The sequence below is a fragment of the Streptomyces sp. NPDC057280 genome, assembly GCF_042668605.1.
Classification (GTDB): Bacteria; Actinomycetota; Actinomycetes; order Streptomycetales; family Streptomycetaceae; genus Streptomyces.
On sequence record NZ_JBHUYR010000001.1, the window covers coordinates 1,172,076 to 1,192,982 of the forward strand.

General features: G+C 71.0%; 17 protein-coding genes. 13 read left to right on the forward strand and 4 right to left on the reverse strand.

What is annotated here, in order from left to right; genetic code table 11:
• Window positions 1-57: 57 nt before the first annotated feature.
• The gene (locus tag ACFUO4_RS05385) at window positions 58-819 is read right to left on the reverse strand and encodes a DeoR/GlpR family DNA-binding transcription regulator (protein ID WP_383480133.1); all 762 of its coding nucleotides are present in this window, start codon (window positions 817-819) and stop codon (window positions 58-60) included.
• Window positions 820-908: 89 nt separating this feature from the next.
• Between ACFUO4_RS05385 and ACFUO4_RS05390 the strand changes: the two genes are divergently transcribed.
• Window positions 909-2,090 carry an MFS transporter gene (locus ACFUO4_RS05390; RefSeq protein ID WP_079310729.1) on the forward strand — a complete coding sequence of 394 codons (1,182 nt, stop codon included), beginning with the start codon at window positions 909-911 and terminating at the stop codon, window positions 2,088-2,090.
• 523 nt (window positions 2,091-2,613) lie between these two features.
• Entirely contained in the window at window positions 2,614-2,850 is a 237-nt protein-coding gene (locus ACFUO4_RS05395; protein ID WP_383482304.1) for an HAD-IA family hydrolase, read from the forward strand.
• A gap of 58 nt (window positions 2,851-2,908) precedes the next feature.
• On the opposite strand, the gene ACFUO4_RS05400 is transcribed toward ACFUO4_RS05395, so the two are convergent.
• The gene (locus tag ACFUO4_RS05400; protein WP_079310728.1) at window positions 2,909-3,670 is read right to left on the reverse strand and encodes a FadR/GntR family transcriptional regulator; all 762 of its coding nucleotides are present in this window, start codon (window positions 3,668-3,670) and stop codon (window positions 2,909-2,911) included.
• A 304-nt stretch (window positions 3,671-3,974) separates the two neighbouring features.
• On the opposite strand from ACFUO4_RS05400, the gene ACFUO4_RS05405 reads away from it, so the two are divergent.
• The 11 genes from ACFUO4_RS05405 (at window position 3,975) to ACFUO4_RS05455 (ending at window position 15,048) form a co-directional block, all read left to right on the forward strand.
• Entirely contained in the window at window positions 3,975-5,339 is a 1,365-nt protein-coding gene (locus ACFUO4_RS05405; protein ID WP_079310727.1) for an ABC transporter substrate-binding protein, read from the forward strand.
• Window positions 5,336-6,250, forward strand: a complete 915-nt coding sequence (locus ACFUO4_RS05410; protein ID WP_383480137.1) for a carbohydrate ABC transporter permease — start codon at window positions 5,336-5,338, stop codon at window positions 6,248-6,250. Before ACFUO4_RS05405 ends, ACFUO4_RS05410 begins: the two co-directional genes overlap by 4 nt.
• 97 nt (window positions 6,251-6,347) lie before the next feature.
• The gene (locus ACFUO4_RS05415) at window positions 6,348-7,202 is read left to right on the forward strand and encodes a carbohydrate ABC transporter permease (protein ID WP_079310726.1); all 855 of its coding nucleotides are present in this window, start codon (window positions 6,348-6,350) and stop codon (window positions 7,200-7,202) included.
• Window positions 7,203-7,210: 8 nt separating this feature from the next.
• Window positions 7,211-9,193: a hypothetical protein gene (locus tag ACFUO4_RS05420; RefSeq protein ID WP_383480139.1), complete on the forward strand. Its 1,983-nt coding sequence runs from the start codon at window positions 7,211-7,213 to the stop codon at window positions 9,191-9,193.
• Window positions 9,190-9,537: an L-rhamnose mutarotase gene (locus tag ACFUO4_RS05425; RefSeq protein WP_079310725.1), complete on the forward strand. Its 348-nt coding sequence runs from the start codon at window positions 9,190-9,192 to the stop codon at window positions 9,535-9,537. The genes ACFUO4_RS05420 and ACFUO4_RS05425 overlap by 4 nt, the downstream gene beginning before the upstream one ends.
• Window positions 9,538-9,555: 18 nt before the next feature.
• Entirely contained in the window at window positions 9,556-10,464 is a 909-nt protein-coding gene (locus tag ACFUO4_RS05430) for an amidohydrolase family protein (RefSeq protein WP_383480142.1), read from the forward strand.
• An 85-nt stretch (window positions 10,465-10,549) separates the two neighbouring features.
• Window positions 10,550-11,593, forward strand: coding sequence for a zinc-binding dehydrogenase (locus tag ACFUO4_RS05435; protein ID WP_383480144.1), 1,044 nt, complete (start codon window positions 10,550-10,552; stop codon window positions 11,591-11,593).
• Window positions 11,590-12,351, forward strand: a complete 762-nt coding sequence (locus ACFUO4_RS05440; protein ID WP_383480146.1) for an SDR family oxidoreductase — start codon at window positions 11,590-11,592, stop codon at window positions 12,349-12,351. The genes ACFUO4_RS05435 and ACFUO4_RS05440 overlap by 4 nt, the downstream gene beginning before the upstream one ends.
• Window positions 12,348-12,977 (forward strand): bifunctional 4-hydroxy-2-oxoglutarate aldolase/2-dehydro-3-deoxy-phosphogluconate aldolase, encoded by a 630-nt coding sequence (eda, locus tag ACFUO4_RS05445; RefSeq protein WP_383480148.1) that lies wholly within the window; start codon window positions 12,348-12,350, stop codon window positions 12,975-12,977. Before ACFUO4_RS05440 ends, eda begins: the two co-directional genes overlap by 4 nt.
• Window positions 12,974-14,011 (forward strand): sugar kinase, encoded by a 1,038-nt coding sequence (locus ACFUO4_RS05450; RefSeq protein WP_383480150.1) that lies wholly within the window; start codon window positions 12,974-12,976, stop codon window positions 14,009-14,011. Before eda ends, ACFUO4_RS05450 begins: the two co-directional genes overlap by 4 nt.
• A 20-nt stretch (window positions 14,012-14,031) precedes the next feature.
• Complete coding sequence (locus ACFUO4_RS05455) at window positions 14,032-15,048, forward strand: aldo/keto reductase (RefSeq protein ID WP_383480152.1); 1,017 nt, start codon at window positions 14,032-14,034, stop codon at window positions 15,046-15,048.
• Here ACFUO4_RS05455 and ACFUO4_RS05460 read toward each other — a convergent pair.
• Together ACFUO4_RS05460 and ACFUO4_RS05465 are read right to left on the reverse strand one after the other, a co-directional pair.
• Window positions 15,002-18,865, reverse strand: a complete 3,864-nt coding sequence (locus tag ACFUO4_RS05460; RefSeq protein ID WP_383480154.1) for a glycoside hydrolase family 2 TIM barrel-domain containing protein — start codon at window positions 18,863-18,865, stop codon at window positions 15,002-15,004. The genes ACFUO4_RS05455 and ACFUO4_RS05460 overlap by 47 nt on opposite strands.
• Window positions 18,866-18,968: 103 nt before the next feature.
• Window positions 18,969-20,894, reverse strand: coding sequence for an ABC transporter ATP-binding protein (locus tag ACFUO4_RS05465; protein WP_383482308.1), 1,926 nt, complete (start codon window positions 20,892-20,894; stop codon window positions 18,969-18,971).
• Window positions 20,895-20,907 lie beyond the last annotated feature (13 nt).

Below are 20,907 nucleotides of genomic sequence, written 5' to 3' on the forward strand. Positions count from 1 at the left end.
CAGAGAACACAGTCACCCGGCTGGGAGCCGTCGGCGGGCGACGGCGAGGGCACGGGCTCAGACGGTGCGGACGACCGTGCCGCCGTCCTCGAGCGCGGTGACTTCGTCGCTGGGGGCGGTGAGGTCGGTGACGAGGGTGTGCACGACGGTGGCGGGGCCGACGTGGGCGTGGGCGGTGTGGCCGAGTTTGCTGCCGTCGGCGGCGGCGATGACACGGCGGGCTGAGGTGATGGCCGCCTTTTTCACGGCGGCGTCGTCGAGGTCGTAGGCGGTCAGGCCGTCTGCCGCGGTCAGCCCGCAGCAGCCGATGATCGCGGTGTCGAAGCGCAGCGCGGCCAGGGAGGCGAGGGTGAGGGGGCCGGTGAGGGCCCCTTCGGCGGCGCGGGGCCGGCCGCCGGGCACGACGAGGGTGGCGGGTCCGGGTGTCTCGGCGAGCAGGTGGATGGCCTGCAGGGACAGGGGCATCACGGTGACGGGCCGCTCGCGCAGCAGGCGGGCGGCCTCCAGGCAGGTGGTGCCGCTGTCGAGGACGACGGTCTCGCCGTCGGCGACGAGGGCGCAGATCTCGGCGGCGATGCGCTGTTTGGCGGCGATCGCCTCGTGGGCGCGCAGGGCGAAGGGGGGTTCCTCGCCGCGCAGCAGCAGGGTGCGGGCGCCGCCGCGGACGCGTTCGAGGACGCCCTGGGCGGCGAGGGTGTCGAGGTCGCGCCGGATGGTCATCTCGGAGGCACCGGTCAGCTCGGCCAGTTCCTGGACGGTGGCGCGGCCGGAGTCCCTGACGGTCTTCGCGATCAGCCCGTGCCGGTCTGCGTTGCTCATGCCGCGATTGAACACCATCGAGAAATGAACAAGCAATCTGTTCATTTTCCCGGCTTTCAAACATGGACAATGTTCGTTACGGTGTCGGCATGGACCGTCCCCTGCGAGCCGCCCGCGCGGCCACCTATGTCTACTTCGTCCTGTGCGGCACCCTGCTGGGCACCTGGGTGGTGCAGATCCCCGCGATCGAGGAGCGCGTGGGCATCAGCCACGCCACGCTCGGTGGGCTGCTGGTGGTGCTCGGGCTCGGGACCTTCGTCGGGATGCAGGTGGCCGGTCCCCTCACCGACCGGCTGGGCGCGCGCATCGTGGTGCCCGCCGGCGGTGTCCTGTGCGGCGCGGCCCTGGTCCTGCCCGGTCTCGCCCACGATCCGTGGACGCTGGGCGGTGCGCTGCTGGTCTTCGGGCTCTGCAACGGCTGCCTGGACGTGAGCATGAACGCCCACGCCGTGCACGTGGAGAAGGCGTACGGCCGTCCCGTCATGTCCGGCTTCCACGCCACGTTCTCCGTCGGCGGCGTCCTCGCCGCACTCGCCGGAGCGGGCACGGCGGCCGCGGGTCTGCACCCGGCCGCGGCCATGGCCGCCACGGGAGCCGTGGGCATCGTGATCGCCCTCATGGCCGCACGAGCCCTCCTGCCCGCAGCCGCCCCCGCTCCCGCCGAGGCGCCCGCCGAGGGCAGCGGCACCACGGGCCGGGTCTGGCTGCTGGCCGCCCTCGCCCTCATGGTCATGCTGTGCGAGGGCGCCGCCAACGACTGGAGCGCCCTGCACCTCAGGGACGTCCTGGGCGCGTCCGCCGGCACGGCCGCCTTCGCCTACGGCACCTTCGCCGCGGCCATGACCGTCGGCCGGCTGCTCACCGACCGCCTCGCGACCCGGTTCGGTTCCCTGGCGATCCTGCGCCACGGCGCGGTCATGGCCGCCGCCGGCATCACCCTGGTGGCCCTCGGCCCGTGGCTGTGGGCCGCCTTCACCGGCTGGGCCCTGTTCGGCCTGGGCCTGTCGGGCTGTGTCCCGCAGCTGTTCAGCGCCGCCGGACACGCCGACCCCGCGGCCGCCGGCGCCAACGTCTCACGCGTCGCCGGACTCGGCTACCTCGGCATGCTCGCCGGCCCCGCCGTCATCGGCTGGCTCACCCATCTTCTCGCGCTCAACCACACCTTCCTCCTGCTCACCTTGCTGTGCGCCACCACCGCCGTGGCCGCCGGCGTCCTGCGCACCGGACCCGACCGCGCCGGCCGGCCCGAGATGGTGTCCGGCACCCACTGACCGGTTGTCGGCACGGCCCCTGACAACCGTGCCGACAGCCACCGACCTGCAGGGGACGGCCTCCGACGCCCCCTCCCGACAACCACCCGCCCACCTGCACGGCACGCCCCCGGAACGCCGACGCCACGGAGCCTCATGTCCGCCGACCGCCGCCGCATCGTGCTCTTCGACCTCTTCGGGGTCATAGCCCGCCACCAACGCCCGGGCGCCCTGGAGAAGATGGCCGCCCGCTGCCACGCCTCCCCCGACGCCTTCGCCACGGCCTACTGGACCCACCGCCCGCCCTACGACGCCGGCCTGCGCACCGCGTCCGCGTACTGGACCGACGTGCTGCACGCACTGTCCCGCCCCGCCGACGCCGCCACGATCGAGGAGCTGCGGCTCACCGACATCGACAGCTGGTCCCGCGTCGACGACGGCATGGTCACCTACGTACGGACCCTGCGGCACCGCGCCCGGGTCGCCCTGCTGTCCAACATCCCGGCGGACCACGCGGACGCCTTCCCTCGCCGCCCAGCCCTGGCTGCGCGACCTCGACCACGTCGCCTTCTCCGGGAAGACCGGTGCGGCCAAACCCGGCCGGGCCGCCTACCTGCACTGCGTCCTCGCCCTGCGGGCGACCCCCGCCGACTTCCTCTTCGTCGACGACCGTGAGGAGAACGTCCGCGCGGCGCGGGCCGTCGGCATGGACGGACACCTGTTCACCGGCCAGGACGCACTCGCGGGCGTCATCGACCGATGGCTGGCGCCGCGTTCATGAGCAGTCCGCTCACCGGCCGCCGGGCACCCCTCCGGCCCGGGCAGGTGCCGGTCCGCGGTCAGCCGAACAGGCGCCGCTGGATCTCCCGCCGGTAGTCCTCCAGCGTCCGGTCGAGGTGGACGGCGGTGGCCTCCGCGGCCTCGTCCGGGCGGCCGTCGCGGATGGCCCGGTAGATCGCCTCGTGCTCCTCCACCGCGGCCGCGGTCCCCTCGTTGAAGCTGTCGTGGATGCCGATCGCGCTGGACTGGCGCTGGAGCCGGCGGGCGTCACGCACCGCGCTGCCGAGGAAGGTGTTGTGGGAGGCCGCGGCCAGCGCCGCGTGGAAGTCGTCGTCGCCCTGGTTGAAGACGTCGACCTCACCGTTGACGTACCCGTGCCGGCACTGCTGCATCGCGACCTCGATGGCGCGCAGTTCGGCCGGCGTGGCGCGGGTGGCCGCGAGTCTGGCGGCGGCCGTCTCCTGGACACGGCGGAACTCGAACAGCATGAGCACGTGATCCAGGTCCACGGGCCGGAAGAAACCGCCCCAGCGGCTGGTGATCAGCATGCCTTCGTCGTCCGCGACGAACAGACCGCGGCCCTTGTGCGCCCGGACCCGGCCGAGCGCCGAGAGGATCTTCACCGCTTCCCGGACCACCGCTCGACTGGTGTCCAGCTGCTGGGCCAGGTCGATCTCCGTGGGCATCCGGTCGCCGGGGACCAGGCGCGACTCCGCGATGAACTCGAGGATCCGCTCGGCCACGACCTCGTATCCGGGCCGGTAATCGCGTCGCTCGTCCGCGCCGTTCACCACTGCTGGCACGGCGGGCGTCTCGTTCATGTGTCCTGCCTCCGGTGACTGCGGCGAGGGTGAGTGATCAGGTTTGAAGCCGCGCTCATCGTACCTCGGCCCAGTATAAGTCGTACTCATTCTTTCGAACTTGATCACGAACTCCTGGGCAACTTGGCCGCGTTAATGAGCTTTTGCCCAGTTAAGGCCGCCCAGGGAGTCGCTCCGATTCCTCTACTGGACTCCAAAAAAAGCCGTACACACCCCTTGACGCCTCCTTCGATATGGCGGCTAATTTCTTCCGCAGCGGCAATGACAGAGCCGTCAGCCTCACGCAAAACGAGTGGAGTCGCACATGTCCGTCTACAAGCCTTCCGTCACCCGGGAGACAGGGACCAGCAGGAGACGTGCCGCACTGCTGGCCGGCTGTGCCGCCACCGTGCTGCTCACCGTGACCGCCTGCGGCGGGAGCGGCGGTTCGGGCGGCACGGCCAAGGACGGATTCACTCAGGCCGCCCAGAGCGACGGGGCGTTGACCGTGTGGGTGGACGCGACCCGTATGGCCGCCGCGAAGCAGTACCAGGCGTCGCACCCGAGCGTGAAGCTGCACATCGTCAGCTACGACGGCGACGCCAACGGGTCCAACTACCTCCAGACGAAGGTCCAGTTGTTCAACCGCACGGGCAAGGGCTGGCCGGACGTCGTCTTCAGCTCCCAGAACAACGAGGCGAGCTGGGCCGTCGACGCGAACTTCGCTGCGCCGCTCAACAAGGGCCTGATCCCGCAGGCGACCCTCGACGGATTCGCCAAGGGCGCCAACGACGTCTGCACGGTCAACGGCACCCTGTACTGCCTGCGCAACGACCTCTCCCAGACGGTGCTCTGGTACAACGCGCCGCTGCTGAAGAAGTTCGGCTACACCGTCCCCACGACCTGGGAGGAGTACCAGGCGCTGGGCGAGAAGGTCGCCAAGGAGCACCCCGGCTACCTCGTGGGCGACGCGGGCGACTCCTTCACTCCTGAGATCTACCTGTGGGCGAGCAAGTGCGGCGCCAACCACATCACCGGCCCCAAGGCCGTCTCGGTCAACACCACCAGCGAGGCCTGCACCAAGATGGCCAAGCTGCTGGACGTACTGATCAAGAACAAGTCGATGTCCATCAGCGGCGTCTTCAGCACCGACTTCACCAAGAACAAGGGCCCCAAGATCCTGCTCATGCCCGGCCCGGCCTGGTACGGCGGCGCGGTCTTCCAGAGCGGGCTCAAGACCCCGGCCAAGCAGATCGCGGTGGCGCCCATGCCCCAGTGGCAGGGTGACAGCTCGCCGTCCACCGGCAACGTCGGCGGCGGCACCTGGCTGCTGTCCCAGCACTCCACCCACCTCAAGGCGGCCACCGACTTCCTGAAGTGGGTCACCACCGACAACGCCTACCAGGGCGAGAAGGCCCCCGGCTTCCCGGCGTACGCGCCCGCCGCCGAGAACTGGCTGAAGGCGCAGGCCGCTTCCGGGTACTACGCCAGTGACCTCACGGCCCTCAAGGACGCCGCCTCGCAGGTGTGGTCCGACTGGGGATCGGGCCAGTTCAGCCAGGAGGCGATCTGGGCCGCCACCGTCAAGCCCGGCCTGACGCAGGGCAAGACCATCGAGTCGCTGCTGCCCGCCTGGCAGGACTCGATCGTCAAGTACGCCAAGTCCAACGGATACAAGGTCTCCGAGTGACCGTCACCCACTCCTCCGCCGGCTCTGTCCGGGGGCGCCCTCGCGGCACCTCCCGGCAGAGCCGGGCCGGCATGGCCTTCGTCGCCGGCTACGTACTGCTGCTGATCGCCTTCGGCGTCCTTCCCACCTGTTACGCCATCTACTTCGCGTTCACGAACGCCGGAGGCGCCTTCACCGGCTTCTCCAACTTCGTCACCACCGCGCAGGACTTCCGCTTCGTCGACTCCCTCGGCCACGTGGCGATGTACCTGGTCTTCTGGCTGCTGTCGCTCGTGGTGTTCGTGGTGGTCCTGGCGCTGCTCCTGCACCGGCTGTCCTCCGGGCCGGTCAGTCAGGCGCTGCGCTTCCTCTACTACATCCCCGGAGCCCTCGCGGGCGCCGCGAGCGTCCTGGTGTGGCTGTTCATGCTCGACCCGACGGTCAGCCCGGTCAGCTCGCTGCTGGAGACGCTGGGCTTCCACACCTTCGGCGAGGTCATCGCCCCCGGAAACCTGGCGCTGCTGTTCACGATCATCGCGTTCTGGACCGGCGCGGGCGGCTGGATCGTCGTCATGTACGGCGCGCTCAACAACATCCCCAAGGACGTCATGGAGGCCGCGCGCATCGACGGCGCGAACGGCTGGCAGACCGCCTGGCGGGTGCAGATCCCCATGCTCCGCAAGTGGATCGTGTACATGGTGATCCTGGCCTTCGCGGGCGGCGCCCAGCTCTTCGTCGAGCCGCAGCTGCTCTCCCTCGCCAGCACCGGCGTGGCCGGCCGCGACTACTCGCTCAACCAGCTGACGTACGACTTCGCCTTCCAGATGAACAACATCAACGGCGCCGCCGCGGTCTCGGTGGAGCTGCTGGTCGTCAGTGTGTCGGTCGCCGGTGTCTTCGTCGCACGATCGGGGTTCTTCGATGCCGACTAAGACCCGACCCACTCCTCCTCCCACCGCTCAGGGCGCGAACGCGACCAGCCGCACCCGGCACGGGGAAGCGCGGCAGCGCCGCCGGCCCCCGCGGAACGTGGCCTCCCGGCTGCTGGCGGGCTCGGTCCTCACCGTGTTCGTGGTGTTCTTCGTGCTGCCGGTGGTGTGGCTGCTGCTCGCGGCGACCAAGACCGACCAGCAACTCGTCCACGACAACCCGCTGTCCTTCGGCTCCTGGCACGCGCTGAAGGCCAACTGGCACGCGCTCACCGCCTTCCAGGACGACGCCATCCTGCTGTGGCTGCGCAACTCCGCCGTCTACGCCGCCATCTCCCTGGTCATCACGCTCTGCCTGGCCATCCCGGCCGGCTACGCGCTGGCGATGACCGAGTTCCGCGGCCGGCACACGCTCCTGATCGCGACCCTCGTCGTGATGCTGATGCCGAACGCCACGCTGGTGGTGCCGCTGTTCCTGGAGATCAACGCGGTGCATCTGATCGGCACGATGTGGTCGATCATCCTGCCGTACTCGTTCTACCCCTTCGGCGTGTACCTGACGTACATCTACTTCACCACCGCCGTGCCCAAGGACCTGCTGGCCGCGGCCCGGATGGACGGCTGCTCCGAGTTCGGCGTCTTCCGCCACGTGGCCCTGCCGCTGGCGACGCCCGTCATCGCGCTGGTCGGGTTCTTCAGCTTCGTCGCCAACTGGACGAACTACTTCCTGCCGTACGTGATGCTCCCCGAGAGCGACCAGATGCCGGTCCAGGTCGGCGTCGGCAGCCTCCTCAGCAACGTGCCCTCGTTCAACCCGACCGCCGGCGACCTCGCGATCGAACGCCCGCAACTGGCACTGGCCACGCTGGTCGCCATCACCCCCGTACTCGTCGTGTTCCTCTTCGCCCAGCGCTTCCTGGTCAGCGGAATGCTCGCCGGCGCCACCAAGGAGTAACCGCTCTCATGTCCTTCAGCCCGCACTCCGACGCCTCCGGCGACCCGACACCCGAGGTCGAGGCCACGGTCCCCGTGCTCGAACCCCCCGGCTGGGCCGTCTCGCAACGCGCCCTGTTCGACCTCCTCGACCACGCCTGGCGCCGCTTCGCCCGCGACTTCACCGGCCCCGACGGACGTCTGAACTACACCGGCCCGCTGACCACCCGCGACGGCGTGGACGACTTCTACGAGGTCTTCTTCAACTGGCCCCAGCTGTACCTCCTCGGCGGCGCAGACGACCTGCTGCCCGCCAGCGAGAAGCACTGGGAGGGCGTCACCAAGCAGCTGACCGAACTGGACATGCTGCGCGACGAGTACGAGCGCGGCTACGACTGGTTCCACCAGGGCGAGAGCCTGCTGCTGCTCTACTTCCTGTGCATGGCCGCCCCGGACCGCTGGCGGGAGCGCGCCCTGCGCTTCGCCGAGTTGTACGTCGACCCCGCCAAGGGCAACTACGACCCCGGGCACCGCATCATCACCCGCCCCCACAACGGCAGCGACCCCGAGCGCACCGGCCTGTTCGACGGTGACGTGTACCCGTGGCTCCAGAAGGAGGCCGACACCTACGGATACCCGCTCGAGTGGATCCCCGAGGCGCAGGGCGGCGGCCCGTTCCCGCTCTCCTCCGACCCGCGTCTCGGCGCGCAGATGCGCGACCGGATGGGCGTCGGCGACACCGCGATGAACCTCGCCGCGGCCGGTCTGGTCCTCAACGCCTGGATCCTGACCGGCGAGGAGCGCTACCGGGACTGGATCGTCGAGTACGTCGGCGCGTGGCGGGAGCGCACCGAGGCGAACGGCGGTGTCCTCCCCGACAACGTCGGCCCGGACGGCGTCGTCGGCAGCCTGCTGGAGGGCCGCTGGTACGGCGGCCACTACGGCTGGTCCTGGCCGCACGGCTGGCACAGCCTCGGCCACGCGGCCTGTGTGGCGGCGCTCGCGGCGGCCACGGTCACCGGCGACGACGACTACCTCTCCATGATCGCGACCTCGCTCGACACCCTCATAGGCAACGCCAAGGTCATGCCCCACACGGAGGCCGACTCCAGCCTGCCCTCCAAGTGGGCCGTGGAACTCGGTCCGGACCGGCACACGCCGACGCCGCACCTGCCGTTCCGCCACAACGACTCCGGCTGGTTCGACTACAACCCGGCCACGCCGCCCGTGCCGGTGGCCCTGTGGCACCACACCTCCTCCGAGGCCGACCGGGCCCGGCTGGAGGGACTGCGCGAAGCGGACGGCATCGACTGGCGCACGGTGCGGCCGTTCCGGTCCAAGGAGGACTCCGGGCACGAGAAGGCGTGGTTCGCCTTCCTCGCCGGCGACGACCCCGACTACCCCGAGCGCGTCCTCGCCATGGCGCAGGCCCAGATCCGGCACCGGCTGCGGCGCATCGACCGCTACCGCGACCTGGACGTGCCCGAGGCCGACATCCATGTGTGGCAGCTGTGCAACCCGGTGGTCACCGAGGCCCTCGTGCAACTGACCTGGGGCGGCCCGCAGGTGCTCTATCAGGGCGGCCTCCAGCAGGCCCGGCTGCGCTACCACGACGCCGACGCCCGCCGGGCCGGCCTGCCCGCCGACGTGGCCGCCCTGGTCACCTCCATCGACCCCGAGGCGACCACCGTCGAGCTGGTCAACCTGGCCCCCGAGACCGACCGCACGGTCATCGTCCAGGCCGGCGCGTTCGCCGAGCACACCATCACCGGCGTCCGGTACACGGCCTGCACGGACGACGGCTGGATCGGCGACATGTACGACTACGGACACTCCGAGCCGGTGGTCTCCGAGGCGGAAGTCCCCTACGAAGGCTCGTATCTGACGGTGCGCCTGCCCGCCTCCACCCGTATCCGGCTCACCCTGCGACTGGGGCTGCGCACCCGCACCCCCAGCTACGGCACGCCGTTCGACGCGTCCAACTCCCGTGACACGACAGGGGAATCGGCATGAAGCGCATCGCCCAGACCATCAGGCTCCGGCCCGAGCACCGCGAGGAGTACCTCCGGCTCCACTCGGCGGTGTGGCCCGGCGTCGAGGCCGCCCTGCTCCGGGCGAACATCCGCAACTACAGCATCTTCCTCCACGGTGACGTGCTCTTCGCCTACATGGAGTACATCGGCGACGACTTCGAAGGGGACATGGCGTCCATCGAGGCCGACCCCGAGACCCAGCGCTGGTGGAAGCTCACCGATCCCTGCCAGGAGCCCTTCCCCGACCGGGGCGAGGGCCGCCAGTGGACCGAGCTCCCCGAGATCTGGCACCTGAACCCGCCCAGCGACGACGCCACCGCCTGAGCCGACGTGGACCCCCTTGTGAACGCACCCGTGCTGGTCGACGCCCACCACCACCTGTGGGATCTCTCCCACCGCCCGCAACCCTGGCTCGACGACCCTTCCGTGGCGTCGATCCGCCGCACCTTCACCCCCGACGACCTGCGCTCCACCGCCACCCACGCGGTCGCGGGCCGGCGCCTGCACGGCACGGTGGTCGTCCAGTGCATCCCGGACGTGCCCGAGACCGAGGACCTGCTCGCGCTCGCCGATCAGGAGCCGCTGATCCAGGCCGTGGTCGGCTGGGCCGACCTGGCCTCCCCGGCGATCGGTGACGTGCTCGACCGGCTGACCGCCGGACCGGGCGGCCGGTATCTGCGCTCCCTGCGACACCTGGTCCAGGGCGAGACCGACCCCAACTGGCTGCAACGACCCGATGTGGAACGCGGGTTGGGGGCGGCCCGCGACCGCGGACTGCGCTACGACGTGCTCGTGCGCGACCACCAGCTCGGCCAGGCGGTCCGGCTCGCGGAACGCTTCCCCGACCTGCCCCAGGTCCTCGACCACGCGGGCAAGCCGGACCTCGTCCGCCAGGAGGTCGCCGACTGGGAACGCGGCATCCGGCGGCTGGCCGCACACCCGCACGTGGTGTGCAAGGTCTCCGGGCTGATCACCGAGGCCGACCATGAGAAGTGGACCGTCGACGACATCCGCCCCGCATGGGACGTCCTGGTCTCCGCCTTCGGCCCCGAGCGGTTGATGTTCGGCTCCGACTGGCCGGTCGCCAACCTGGCGGGCGGCTGGAACCGGTGGGCCGCCACCGTGGACGAACTGCTCACCGGCTGGAGCGAAAGCGATGTCCACGCGCTTCTGGCCGGCACCGCGACCGCGTTCTACGGACTCGCCCCCGTCGCCGGAGCCGGCGACGCGACGATCCGCACGACGACCTGACCCCGCCCCGCCGACCCTCGCACCGAACCCGCGCCGGACGCACCACCCCGCCTGCTCCGGTCCGCGCCGAAGGGACTCCGCACCCATGCCACTTGCCGCCCGCTACTTGTCCGCCCGCACTCTCGACACGGCTCCGGCTCCCAGCACACCGCCGGGTCCCGGCGAGGTGGAGTTGGCCCCCGCTTACGTCGGTATCTGCGGCACCGACCTGCACATCTTCCACGGCGACATGGATGCCCGGGTCGCCGCACCGGCCGTCCTGGGGCATGAGATGGCCGGGCGGGTCGTCCGTGTCGGCCCGGGCGTCGAGGGCTGGGCGCCCGGGGACGCGGTCACCGTGATGCCGCTGCGCTGGGACGACACCTGCCCGGCCTGCCGCGCGGGCCACCAGCACATCTGCCAGCACCTGGACTTCATCGGCATCGACTCCCCCGGCGCGATGCAGCAGCGCTGGACCGTGCCCGCCACCACCCTCATACGGCTGCCCGACACCCTGCCCCTGGACCGGGCCGCGCTGGTGGAGCCCACCGCGGTCGCCGTGCACGACGTGGGCCGGGCGCAGGTCGCCGCCGGTGAGAAGGTGGTGGTGGTCGGCGGCGGTCCGGTGGGTGTCCTGATCGCGCTGGTGGCGCAGGCCGCCGGCGGGGATGTGCGGGTGGTGGAGCTGAGCGCCCACCGGCGGCTGCTCGCCGAGGAGTTGGGGCTTGTTGTGTGGGACCCGGCCACCGACCACGTGGCCGACCTGGTCGGGGAGTGGAGCGGGGATGCGGGTGCGGACGTCGCCTTCGAGGTGTCCGGCGCGCAGGGCGGCGTGGACACCGCGGTCGATGTGCTCGGGGTGCGGGGGCGGCTGTGTCTGGTCGCGATCCATCCGAAGCCGCGTGAGATCAATCTGCACCGCTTCTTCTGGCGCGAACTGACCCTCGTCGGCGCCCGGTTGTATGACCGCTGCGACTTCGAGAAGGCCGTCGCCCTGGTGGCCGAGGGCACGGTTCCGGCCGACCGGCTGATCAGCAAGGTCGTCCCGCTCACCCAGGCCCCGGCCGCGTTCGAGGCGCTGGAGGGCGGCGGTGACGTGATGAAGATCCTGGTGGACTGCACCGACGAGGCCCGGGAGGCCGCTGTATGAACGCCTTCGACCTCACCGGGAAGCTGGCCGTGGTCACCGGGGCCCGGCGCGGCATCGGGCGGGCCATGGCCCGCGCGCTCGCCGAGGCCGGCGCGGACATCATCGGGGTGAGCGCCTCCCTGGAGGCCTCCGGCAGCGCCGTGGAAAAAGACGTGCTCGCCGCGGGCCGTACCTTCGAGGCGATCCGCACCGACTTCGCCGACCCCGCCGCGGTGCGGGAACTGGGCGCGGACCTGGCGGGCCGGGAACGGCCGGTGGACATCCTCATCAACAACGCGGGCACCATCCGCCGCGCCCCGGCAGGCGAACACACCGACGCGGACTGGGAGTTGGTCCTCCAGGTCAACCTCAGTGCGCAGTTCGCGCTGACCCGGGCGGTCGGTGCGGCGATGGTGGCCCGCGGCCAGGGCAAGGTCGTCTTCACCGCCTCGCTGCTGAGTTTCCAGGGCGGCATCACGGTGCCCGGTTACACCGCCGCCAAGCACGGTGTTGCGGGTCTGACCAAGGCGCTGGCCAACGAGTGGGCGCCGCACGGGGTGAACGTCAACGCCATCGCGCCGGGTTACATCGCCACCGACAACACCCAGGCCCTGCAAGACGACCCGGTGCGCAGCAAGGCGATCCTGGAGCGTATCCCGGCCGGCCGCTGGGGCAGCGCCGACGACCTCGCGGGCGCCACCGTCTTCCTCGCCTCCGACGCGGCCGCCTACGTCCACGGCGTCACCCTGCCCGTCGACGGCGGATGGCTGGGCCGATGAACGCCGACCTCGCCGGCCTGCTCACCGAGGCGCGGATCGTGCCGGTCCTGACCGTGCCCGATGCCGCCATGGCCGTTCCGCTGGCCCACGCCCTGGCCGCGGGCGGTGCCCGCTGTGCGGAGGTCACCTTCCGCACCCCGGGCGCCGAGGAGGTCGTGAAGGCGATGGCCGCCCAGGGCGACCTGGTCGTCGGCGCCGGTACGGTGCTCACCGTCGAGCAGGCGGAGCGGGCCGTGGCGGCGGGAGCGCGCTTCGTCGTTTCCCCCGGACTGGATCACGAAGTCATCGCGTGGTGCCAGGAGTGGGGTGTGCCGGTGGTGCCGGGCGTCGCCACCGCGACCGAGGTGATGTACGCCTTGCGGGTCGGGCTCGACGCCGTCAAGCTCTTCCCCGCCGAACCGCTCGGTGGCCGGGCGATGCTGCGGGCGCTGGCGGCGCCCTTCCCCGGGCTGCGGTTCATGCCGACGGGCGGGATCGATGCCGCCGCGCTGCCCGGCTATCTCGCGGAGCCTTCCGTACTCGCGGTCGGCGGCAGCTGGATGGCCACCCCCGCTCTTCTCAAGAGCGGTGACTTCGCCGAGATCCGCCGACTGACCGCCGAGGCCGTGGAACGGAGCACGCCATGACCGACGTGATCGCCCTGGGCGAGGTCATGCTGCGCTTCGATCCCGGTGAGGGCCGCATCCGCACCGCCCGTACCTTCCAGGTGTGGGAGGGCGGCGGCGAGTACAACGTCGTGCGCGGGCTGCGGCGCTGCTTCGGCCTGCGCACCGCCGTCGTGACCGCGCTGGCGGACAACGCGGTGGGCCGTCTCGTCGAGGACCTGATGCTCCAGGGCGGCGTCGACACCTCGCTGATCTGCTGGGTGCCCGACGACGGCATCGGCCGCACCGCCCGCAACGGCCTCAACTTCGTCGAGCGCGGCTACGGCATCCGCGGCGCCCTCGGCGTCAGCGACCGCGCCCACACCGCCGTCTCCCAACTCCGCAAGGGGGACATCGACTGGGACGCCCTCTTCGCCACGAAACCCCGCTGGTTCCACACCGGCGGCATCTTCGCCGCCCTGTCGGACACCACCGTCGACGTGGCCGACGAGGCGATGGCGGCCGCGCGCCGGCACGGTGTCACCGTCTCCTACGACCCCAACTACCGCCCCAGCCTCTGGGCCGACCGCGGCGGACCGCAACGCGCCCGCGACGTCGACCGCCGCCTGGCCCGGCACGCCGACGTCATCGTGGGCGCCCTCGGCCTGGCGGGCGAACACCCGGGCGCCGTGCGGTTCACGGCCGACGAGATGCCGGACGCTCTCGCCGCCGTGACCGACCTGATGCCCGACGCCCGGGTCCTCGCAACGACCCTGCGCGAGGTGCCCTCGGCGGGTGTGAACGACTGGACCTCGGCGGCCTGGTCCGCCGAGACGGGATACGTGACCGGACCGCACATGCCCGGCCTGCACGTCCTGGATCGCATCGGCTCCGGCGACGCCTTTGCCGCCGGGCTGATCCACGGCCTGCTCGCCGGTCACTCCCTGGAACGCGCGCTCGCCTACGGCACGGCCCACGGCGCCCTGGCCATGACGACCCCCGGTGATGTCTCGATGGCCACCCTCGCGGAGGTCGAGGCGCTCATCGCCGGCGGCTCGGCCCACGTCCGACGCTGAACGACCCTCAGGAGCATCCCTTGCACCGCCGGAAGATCCCTCACACCCCCGTCGAACTCACCGAACTCGGCTTCGGCGCCTCGGTGATCGGCAACCTCTACCGGGTGACCGAGCCGCAGGCCGCGGCGGACGCCGTCGACGCCGCCTGGGACGCGGGCGTCCGCTACTTCGACACCGCGCCGCACTACGGCCTGGGCCTCTCCGAACGCCGGCTCGGCGCCGCCCTGCGCGACCGCCCCCGCGATGAGTACGTCATCTCCTCCAAGGTGGGCCGCCTCCTGGTCCCCAACGAACACCCGACCGGCGTCGACGACCAGGGCTTCGTCGTCCGCGACGACCTGCGCCGGCAATGGGACTTCAGCCGCGACGGCGTACTGCGCTCCCTGGAGGCCACGCTGGAGCGCACCGGCCTGGACCGCATCGACGTCGTCTACCTCCACGACCCCGACGAACACTGGCAACAGGCCGCCGACGAGGCCATGCCCGCCCTGGCCGACCTGCGCGACCAGGGCGTGATCGGAGCGATCGGCGCCGGCATGAACCAGTCCGCCATGCTCGCCCGCTTCCTGCGCGAGACCGCCGCCGACGTGGTCATGCTCGCCGGCCGCTACACACTGCTCGACCAGTCCGCCCTCGACGACGTCCTGCCCGCCGCACAGACCCACGGCAAGAGCGTCGTCGCCGTCGGCGTCTTCAACTCCGGCCTGCTCTCCAAGGACCGCCCCGCCGAAGGCATGAAGTACGACTACCAGAACGCCCCGACCGACCTGGTGCGGCGGGCCCGGGCCATCGCCGAGGTCTGCGCGGCGCACGGCACCACGCTGCCGACCGCCGCCATCGCCTTCCCCTTCGCCCACCCCGCCGTCGTCAACGTCACCCTCGGCATGCGGACCGCGGAACAGGTCCGGCGCAACGTCGAACTGCACGCTAGGACCGTCCCCGACGGCCTCTGGGCGGCACTGCGTGAGCAGGGCCTGATCAGGGCCGACGTCACTCCGCCGCCGTCGGCCGCCGGGACAGCTGCGTCGCCGCGGTGACGTCCGTGATCGGGCGCAGCCGGTAGGTGTAGGTGTAGTCCCGGTCGGCGAACAGCTTGTATTCGTCGTGCGTGTGCGCGCCCCAGCTGTTGTCGCCGCCGACGCCCATCTGCCGGTGGTTCACCCGCAGGACGACCTCCTGGCGCGGGGTGAGCTGGTAGTCGTGGCGGGCGCCCACCGAGAGGTCCTCCGGGGTGAAGCGGGAGGCGTTGACCTCCAGCAGCGGCTCGCCGCTCACCAGCAGGCCGGTGCCGCCCCGGCCAGTGAGGGCGGCCCAGCGGACATCGGTCCTGTTGCCGTTCTCCTGCGGCCGGATGTAGGAGGTCCACTGCTCGGCGACCGAGCCGGAGCAGAGGCCGACGTCGGTGCCGTCGTTGCGGTCCCAGTGGTTCTCCTCGGGGCCCCGGCCGTAGTAGTGGATCTGGTCCAGACGGCCGGGGAGGAACAGGAGGGTGCCCACCTCCGGGATGTACGGCAGTGAACTCGCCCCCGGGTGCAGCGTGTTGTCGACCTTGATCTCGCCGTTGCCGAAGACCGTGTAGGTGGTGGTGTACGTCGACTCCGTGGTCGTGGGGAGCGTGCCGCCGACCTCGATCCTGACCGCCCTGTCCCGTACGGCACTCACGGTGACGTCGGTGACCTTGCGGCGGGCGCCCGCGTCGCGCCACGTCTGGTTGCGGGTGTGCTGGCCGTTGCCGTGGTCGTTGTCGGTGGGCGCCCGCCAGAAGTTGGGGACGGGACCGGTGGCGATGAGCCGGCTGCCGTGGGCCTCGTACGACGTGATGACGCCGGTCTTCTTGTCGATGGTGACGGTGAAGTCCGTGCCGGTGACAATGACTTGTGTCGGGCCGTCGTCGTAGGTCAGGTGCGGCACCTCGTCCAAGGGCAGCGGTGTGACGGCGGGGCTGCCCGCGTCCAGCGGGAGTTGGGCCTTGGCCACCTCGAAGCCCGGCCCGGCCCATGGTGTGCGTTCCTTGGTGGTGAAGGACAGCTCCAGGAAGTACTCCGTGCCGGGCGCCGGGTCGGCCGGCAGCCGTACGGGGACGGTGATCGTCTTGCTGGACAGGGGTGCCACGTCCAGCTGGTCGCGGCTCAGCCTGCCGTGCCGGACCGGCTTCCCGTCGGCCACCAGCGTCCAACGTCCGTCGAATTTCCGGAGGTTGGTGAACAGGTACTCGTTCGTCAGAGTCACCGCGTCCGCGTCGCCCGTGGCGTTGATCGCCTGGTAGATCCGTTTGATCTCCGCCGCTTTGCCGGTGTGGCCGCGGTCGGCGGTGATGATGCCGTCGGCGACGAAGTTGCCGTCGTTGGGGTTGTCGCCCCAGTCGCCGCCGTACGCCAGGAAGGTCTTTTCGCGGGGGCGTTGTGCCGTGCGACCGACGCTCGCCGCGTCGAACCAGAACCGGACGCCCTCGTCACCGGGGCCCCGGCTGCCGGAGGCCAGCTCGGCGGCGCTCAGGGCCCGGGCGTAGACCCGCGCCTTGCGGATGGTGCCGCTGAACTCGCGGGTGATGTTGTCGACGTCGGTGGCGAGGGCGAGCGGCGCGGTGTTGCTGCTGGGCCGCCGCGTGGTCGTGCGGGTGGCCCGGACCGTGCCGTCGACGGACAGGGTCAGGGTGCCGGCCTCCGCGTCGAAGACTCCGGCGACGTGGTGTTCGCTGCCCGTCCAGTCGCCCGGTAGGGCCCAACTGGTGGATACCCACTGGCCGCCGCCGTAGATGAAGAACTCCAGGTTTCCGTCGCTCTGCTTCAGGGCGTACTGGGTGTCGCCCTTGGCGACGATCGGCTGGTGGTAGCCGAGGACGTGCGGGGTGATCCAGGCTTCCAGGGTGAGGGAGCCGGTGAGGTCGAGGCGGTCGTCGCGGGCGAAGACCGTGCCGCCCGAGACGCCCCTCGCCCGGTCGAACGAGCCGCTGGGCGCGATGAGTTCGCCCCGTATCCCGCCGGGCCCCTCCTCCGTGAACCGCTGTCGCGCGGGCGTCGGCCAGTTCAGGGACTGGTCCACGAAGTCCCAGATCCAGCCGCCCTGGAGGACGTCGTGGGCGCGGATCACGTCCCAGTACTTCTTGAAGTTGCCGTTGGAGTTCCCCATCGCGTGGCAGTACTCGATCATGACGTACGGCCGGGTGTCGGTGGTGTCCTTGGCGCGGTCCTCGACGCGGGCGGGGCTCTCGTACATCTCGGAGCGGATGTCGCTGACGCCCGGGCGGTCGTCGCCCTCGTACTGCACGACGCGGGTGGTGTCGTAGGACTTGATCCAGTCGTGCATGGCGGTGAACGTGCTGCCGGCGCCCGCCTCGTTGCCGAGGGACCAGATGACGACGGAGGCGTGGTTCTTGTCGCGGTGGACCATGTTCTGGGCGCGGGCGACGCAGGCGGCGGACCAGTCGGCGTGGTTGCCGGGGTACTCGCCGCGGATGCCGTGGGTCTCCAGGTTGGTCTCGTCGACGAGGTAGAGGCCGTACTCGTCGGCTAGTTCGTACCACTGCGGGTTGTTGGGGTAGTGCGAGGTGCGGACCGAGTTCATGTTCATCCGCTTGATGATCTCGATGTCCCGGATCATGTCGGCGCGGGTGAGGGCGGTGCCTCGGTCGGGGTGCATCTCGTGGCGGTTGGTGCCGCGGAAGGACACCGGCCGGCCGTTGATGCGCATCAGGCCGTCCTTGAGCGCGAACTCGCGCAGTCCCACCCGGTGGGAGAGCGTCTCGGTGACCTTGCCCGACGGGCCGCGCAGCCGCAGCACCGCCGTGTACAGGTACGGGTGTTCGGCCGACCAGAGCCGCGGCTCGGGTACGGCTCTCGCCGTCCGTACGGTCGTGTCCTCGCCGACCGTCCGCACGTCGGCGGACTGCTGGAGCGGGCGGGACCAGACGGGGTGGCCGTCGGCGTCGTACAGCTGGGTCTCGACGGTGTACGCACCGGCGTGGCCCGCCGCGTAGGCGCGGACGCTCGCCGTCACCGACAGCTGCGCGGAGGCGTAGTCGTCGCCGAGCGGGGTGTCCAGCTTGAAGTCGCGCAGGTGCACGGCCGGGGTGGAGTAGAGGTGGACCGAGCGGAAGATGCCGCTCAGCCGGATCATGTCCTGGTCCTCCAGCCAGTCGCCGTCGGAGTAGCGGTAGACCTCGACGGCGATCTGGTTGGTGCCGGGCCTGAGATGGTCGGTGATGTCGTACTCGGCGGGGGTGAAGGAGTCCTCGCGGTAGCCGACGAGTGCGCCGTTGATCCACACGTAGTGCGCCGACTTCACGCCCTCGAAGTGCAGGAAGGTGCGCCGCCCGGACCAGCCGCGGGGCACGGTGAAGGTCCTGCGGTACTGCCCGACGGGGTTGTAGCGGGTCGGGGCTGCGGGCGGCTGCGGCTCCTCGCCCAGGCCGTTGGGGCCCCAGTAGGGGTAGGTGATGTTGACGTAGATCGGGCGGTCGTAACCGTGCTTCTGCCAGACGGACGGGACGGGGATGGTGTCCCAGTCGCTGTCGTCGAGGTCGGTGGCGAAGAAGTCGGGGTCACGGTCGTCGGGGCGCTCGGCGTGGGCGAACTTCCACCGGCCGTCGAGGCTCAGCCGGTAGGGCGAGTCCGTGCGGTCGGCCGCGAGGGCCTGGCCGAGGGTCGCGTACGGCATGAGGGTGCTGTGGGGCGGCTGGGTGCCGAGCCGGAAGACGTCGACGCGGCCGTTCCACTCGGGGGACTCGGCGGCGGCACGGGCCGTGCCGGCGGTCCAGGAGGGGAGGGCCAGGGCGCCGGCGAGGGCGGCCCCGCCCTCCAGGAGCCGGCGGCGGCTGACGGGCGTCCGGGTGGGGGACTCGGAAGTGTGCGACATGACCGTTGCCTTCCTCACTACGGCCGGGTGACCGTGCGGCTTTGAGGGAGCGTCAGATCCTGTTCGGCGATGTTGGGAAACCGAACGCACACTAGGTTCTGTGTCAGATGGTGGCAATGATGCTGTCGAGCTTTGTGTCCTTCTGATCGATGTCACGGCCGACCTTGGCCGGATCCCGTTCCTCGAACTGGGTGCGGTGCAGTTCGGCGTAGCGTCCGCCGGCCGCCAGCAGCTCGTCGTGCGTGCCGCGTTCGACGATCTGTCCGGCCTCCACGACGAGGATCTGGTCGGCCGCGCGGATCGTGGAGAGCCGGTGCGCGATGACGATCGCGGTCCTGCCCTCCAGCGCCTCCGTCAGCGCCTCCTGCACCGCCGCCTCCGAGGTGTTGTCGAGGTGGGCGGTGGCCTCGTCGAGGATGACGACGCGCTGGCGGGCCAGCAGCAGCCGGGCGATGGTCATGCGTTGGCGTTCGCCGCCGGAGAGCCGGTAGCCGCGTTCGCCGACCACGGTGTCGAGGCCGTCGGGCAGGGACCGTACGAGATCGTCGAGGCGGGAGCGGCGCAGGGCGTCCCACAGCTCGTCCTCGGTCGCGGTGGGGCGGGCCAGCAGCAGGTTGGCGCCGACCGTGTCGTGGAAGAGGTGGCCGTCCTGGGTGACCATGCCGATGGTCTCGCGCAGGGAGCGGGCGGTCAGGTCGCGGATGTCCTCCTCGCCCACGCGCACGGCGCCCTCGTCGACGTCGTACAGGCGCGGCAGCAGCTGCGCGATGGTCGACTTGCCGGCGCCGGAGGAGCCGACGAGGGCCACGGTCTGGCCGGGTTCGGCGCGGAAGGAGATGCCCTTGAGGACCTCTTCACCCCCGCGGGTGTCGAGGGAGGCGACCTCCTCCAGGGAGGCCAGCGAGACCTTGTCGGCGGACGGGTAGCCGAAGCGGACGGCGTCGAACTCGACCGCGACCGGCCCCTCACCGACCTCGCGGGCGTCCTCCTTCTCCTCGATGAGCGGCTTCAGGTCCAGCACCTCGAAGACCCGCTCGAAACTGACCAGCGCGCTCATCACCTCGACGCGGGCACCGGCGAGGGCGGTGAGCGGGGCGTAGAGCCGGGTCAGCAGCAGGGCGAGGGAGACCACCGCGCCCGGTTCCAGGGTGCCGCGCAGGGCGAACCAGCCGCCGAGGCCGTAGACGAGCGCGAGGGCCAGGGCGGAGACCAGGGTGAGGGCGGTGATGAAGACGGACTGGGCGGTCGCCGTGCGCACGCCGATGTCCGCCACCCGCCGCGCGCGGGCCGCGAACTCCTCGGATTCCTGCTCCGGACGGCCGAACAGCTTGACCAGGGTGGCGCCGGGCGCGGAGAAGCGCTCGGTCATGCGGGTGCCCATCGCCGCGTTCAGGGCGGCCGCCTCACGCTGCATGCGGGCCATCCGGCTTCCCATGCGGCGGGCCGGGATCACGAAGACCGGCAGCAGGGCGAGCGCGAGCAGGGTGATCTGCCAGGACAGGGTGAGCATGACGGCGAGCGTCAGCAGCAGGGTCACCAGGTTGCTGACCACTCCGGAGAGGGTGTTGCTGAACGCCCGCTGCGCACCGATGACGTCGTTGTTGAGTCGGGAGACCAGTGCTCCCGTACGTGTCCGTGTGAAGAACGCGACCGGCATGCGCTGCACATGATCGAACACAGCCGTCCGCAGATCGAGGATGAGTCCCTCCCCGAGCGTGGCCGACAGCCGCCGTCCGAGGATGCCCAGGGCCGCTTCGGCGACCGCGATGAGCGCGATGAGCAGGGCGAGCCGGACGACCGTGCCCTCGTCGTCGCCCGTCACGATCGCGTCCACGACATGGCCGGCGAGGACCGGGGTGGCGACGGCGAGCAGCGCGGTGGCCACCCCGAGCACCACGAACTGGGCGATGCGGGTGCGGTGCGGGCGGGCGAACGCGCCGATGCGGCGCAGCGTCGCGCGGGCGAAGGGGCGGGTCTCCGTCTGCGCGTTCATCACGCTGTGCAGCTGTGTCCAGGCTGTGGTTTCCATGCTCATGGGAGCG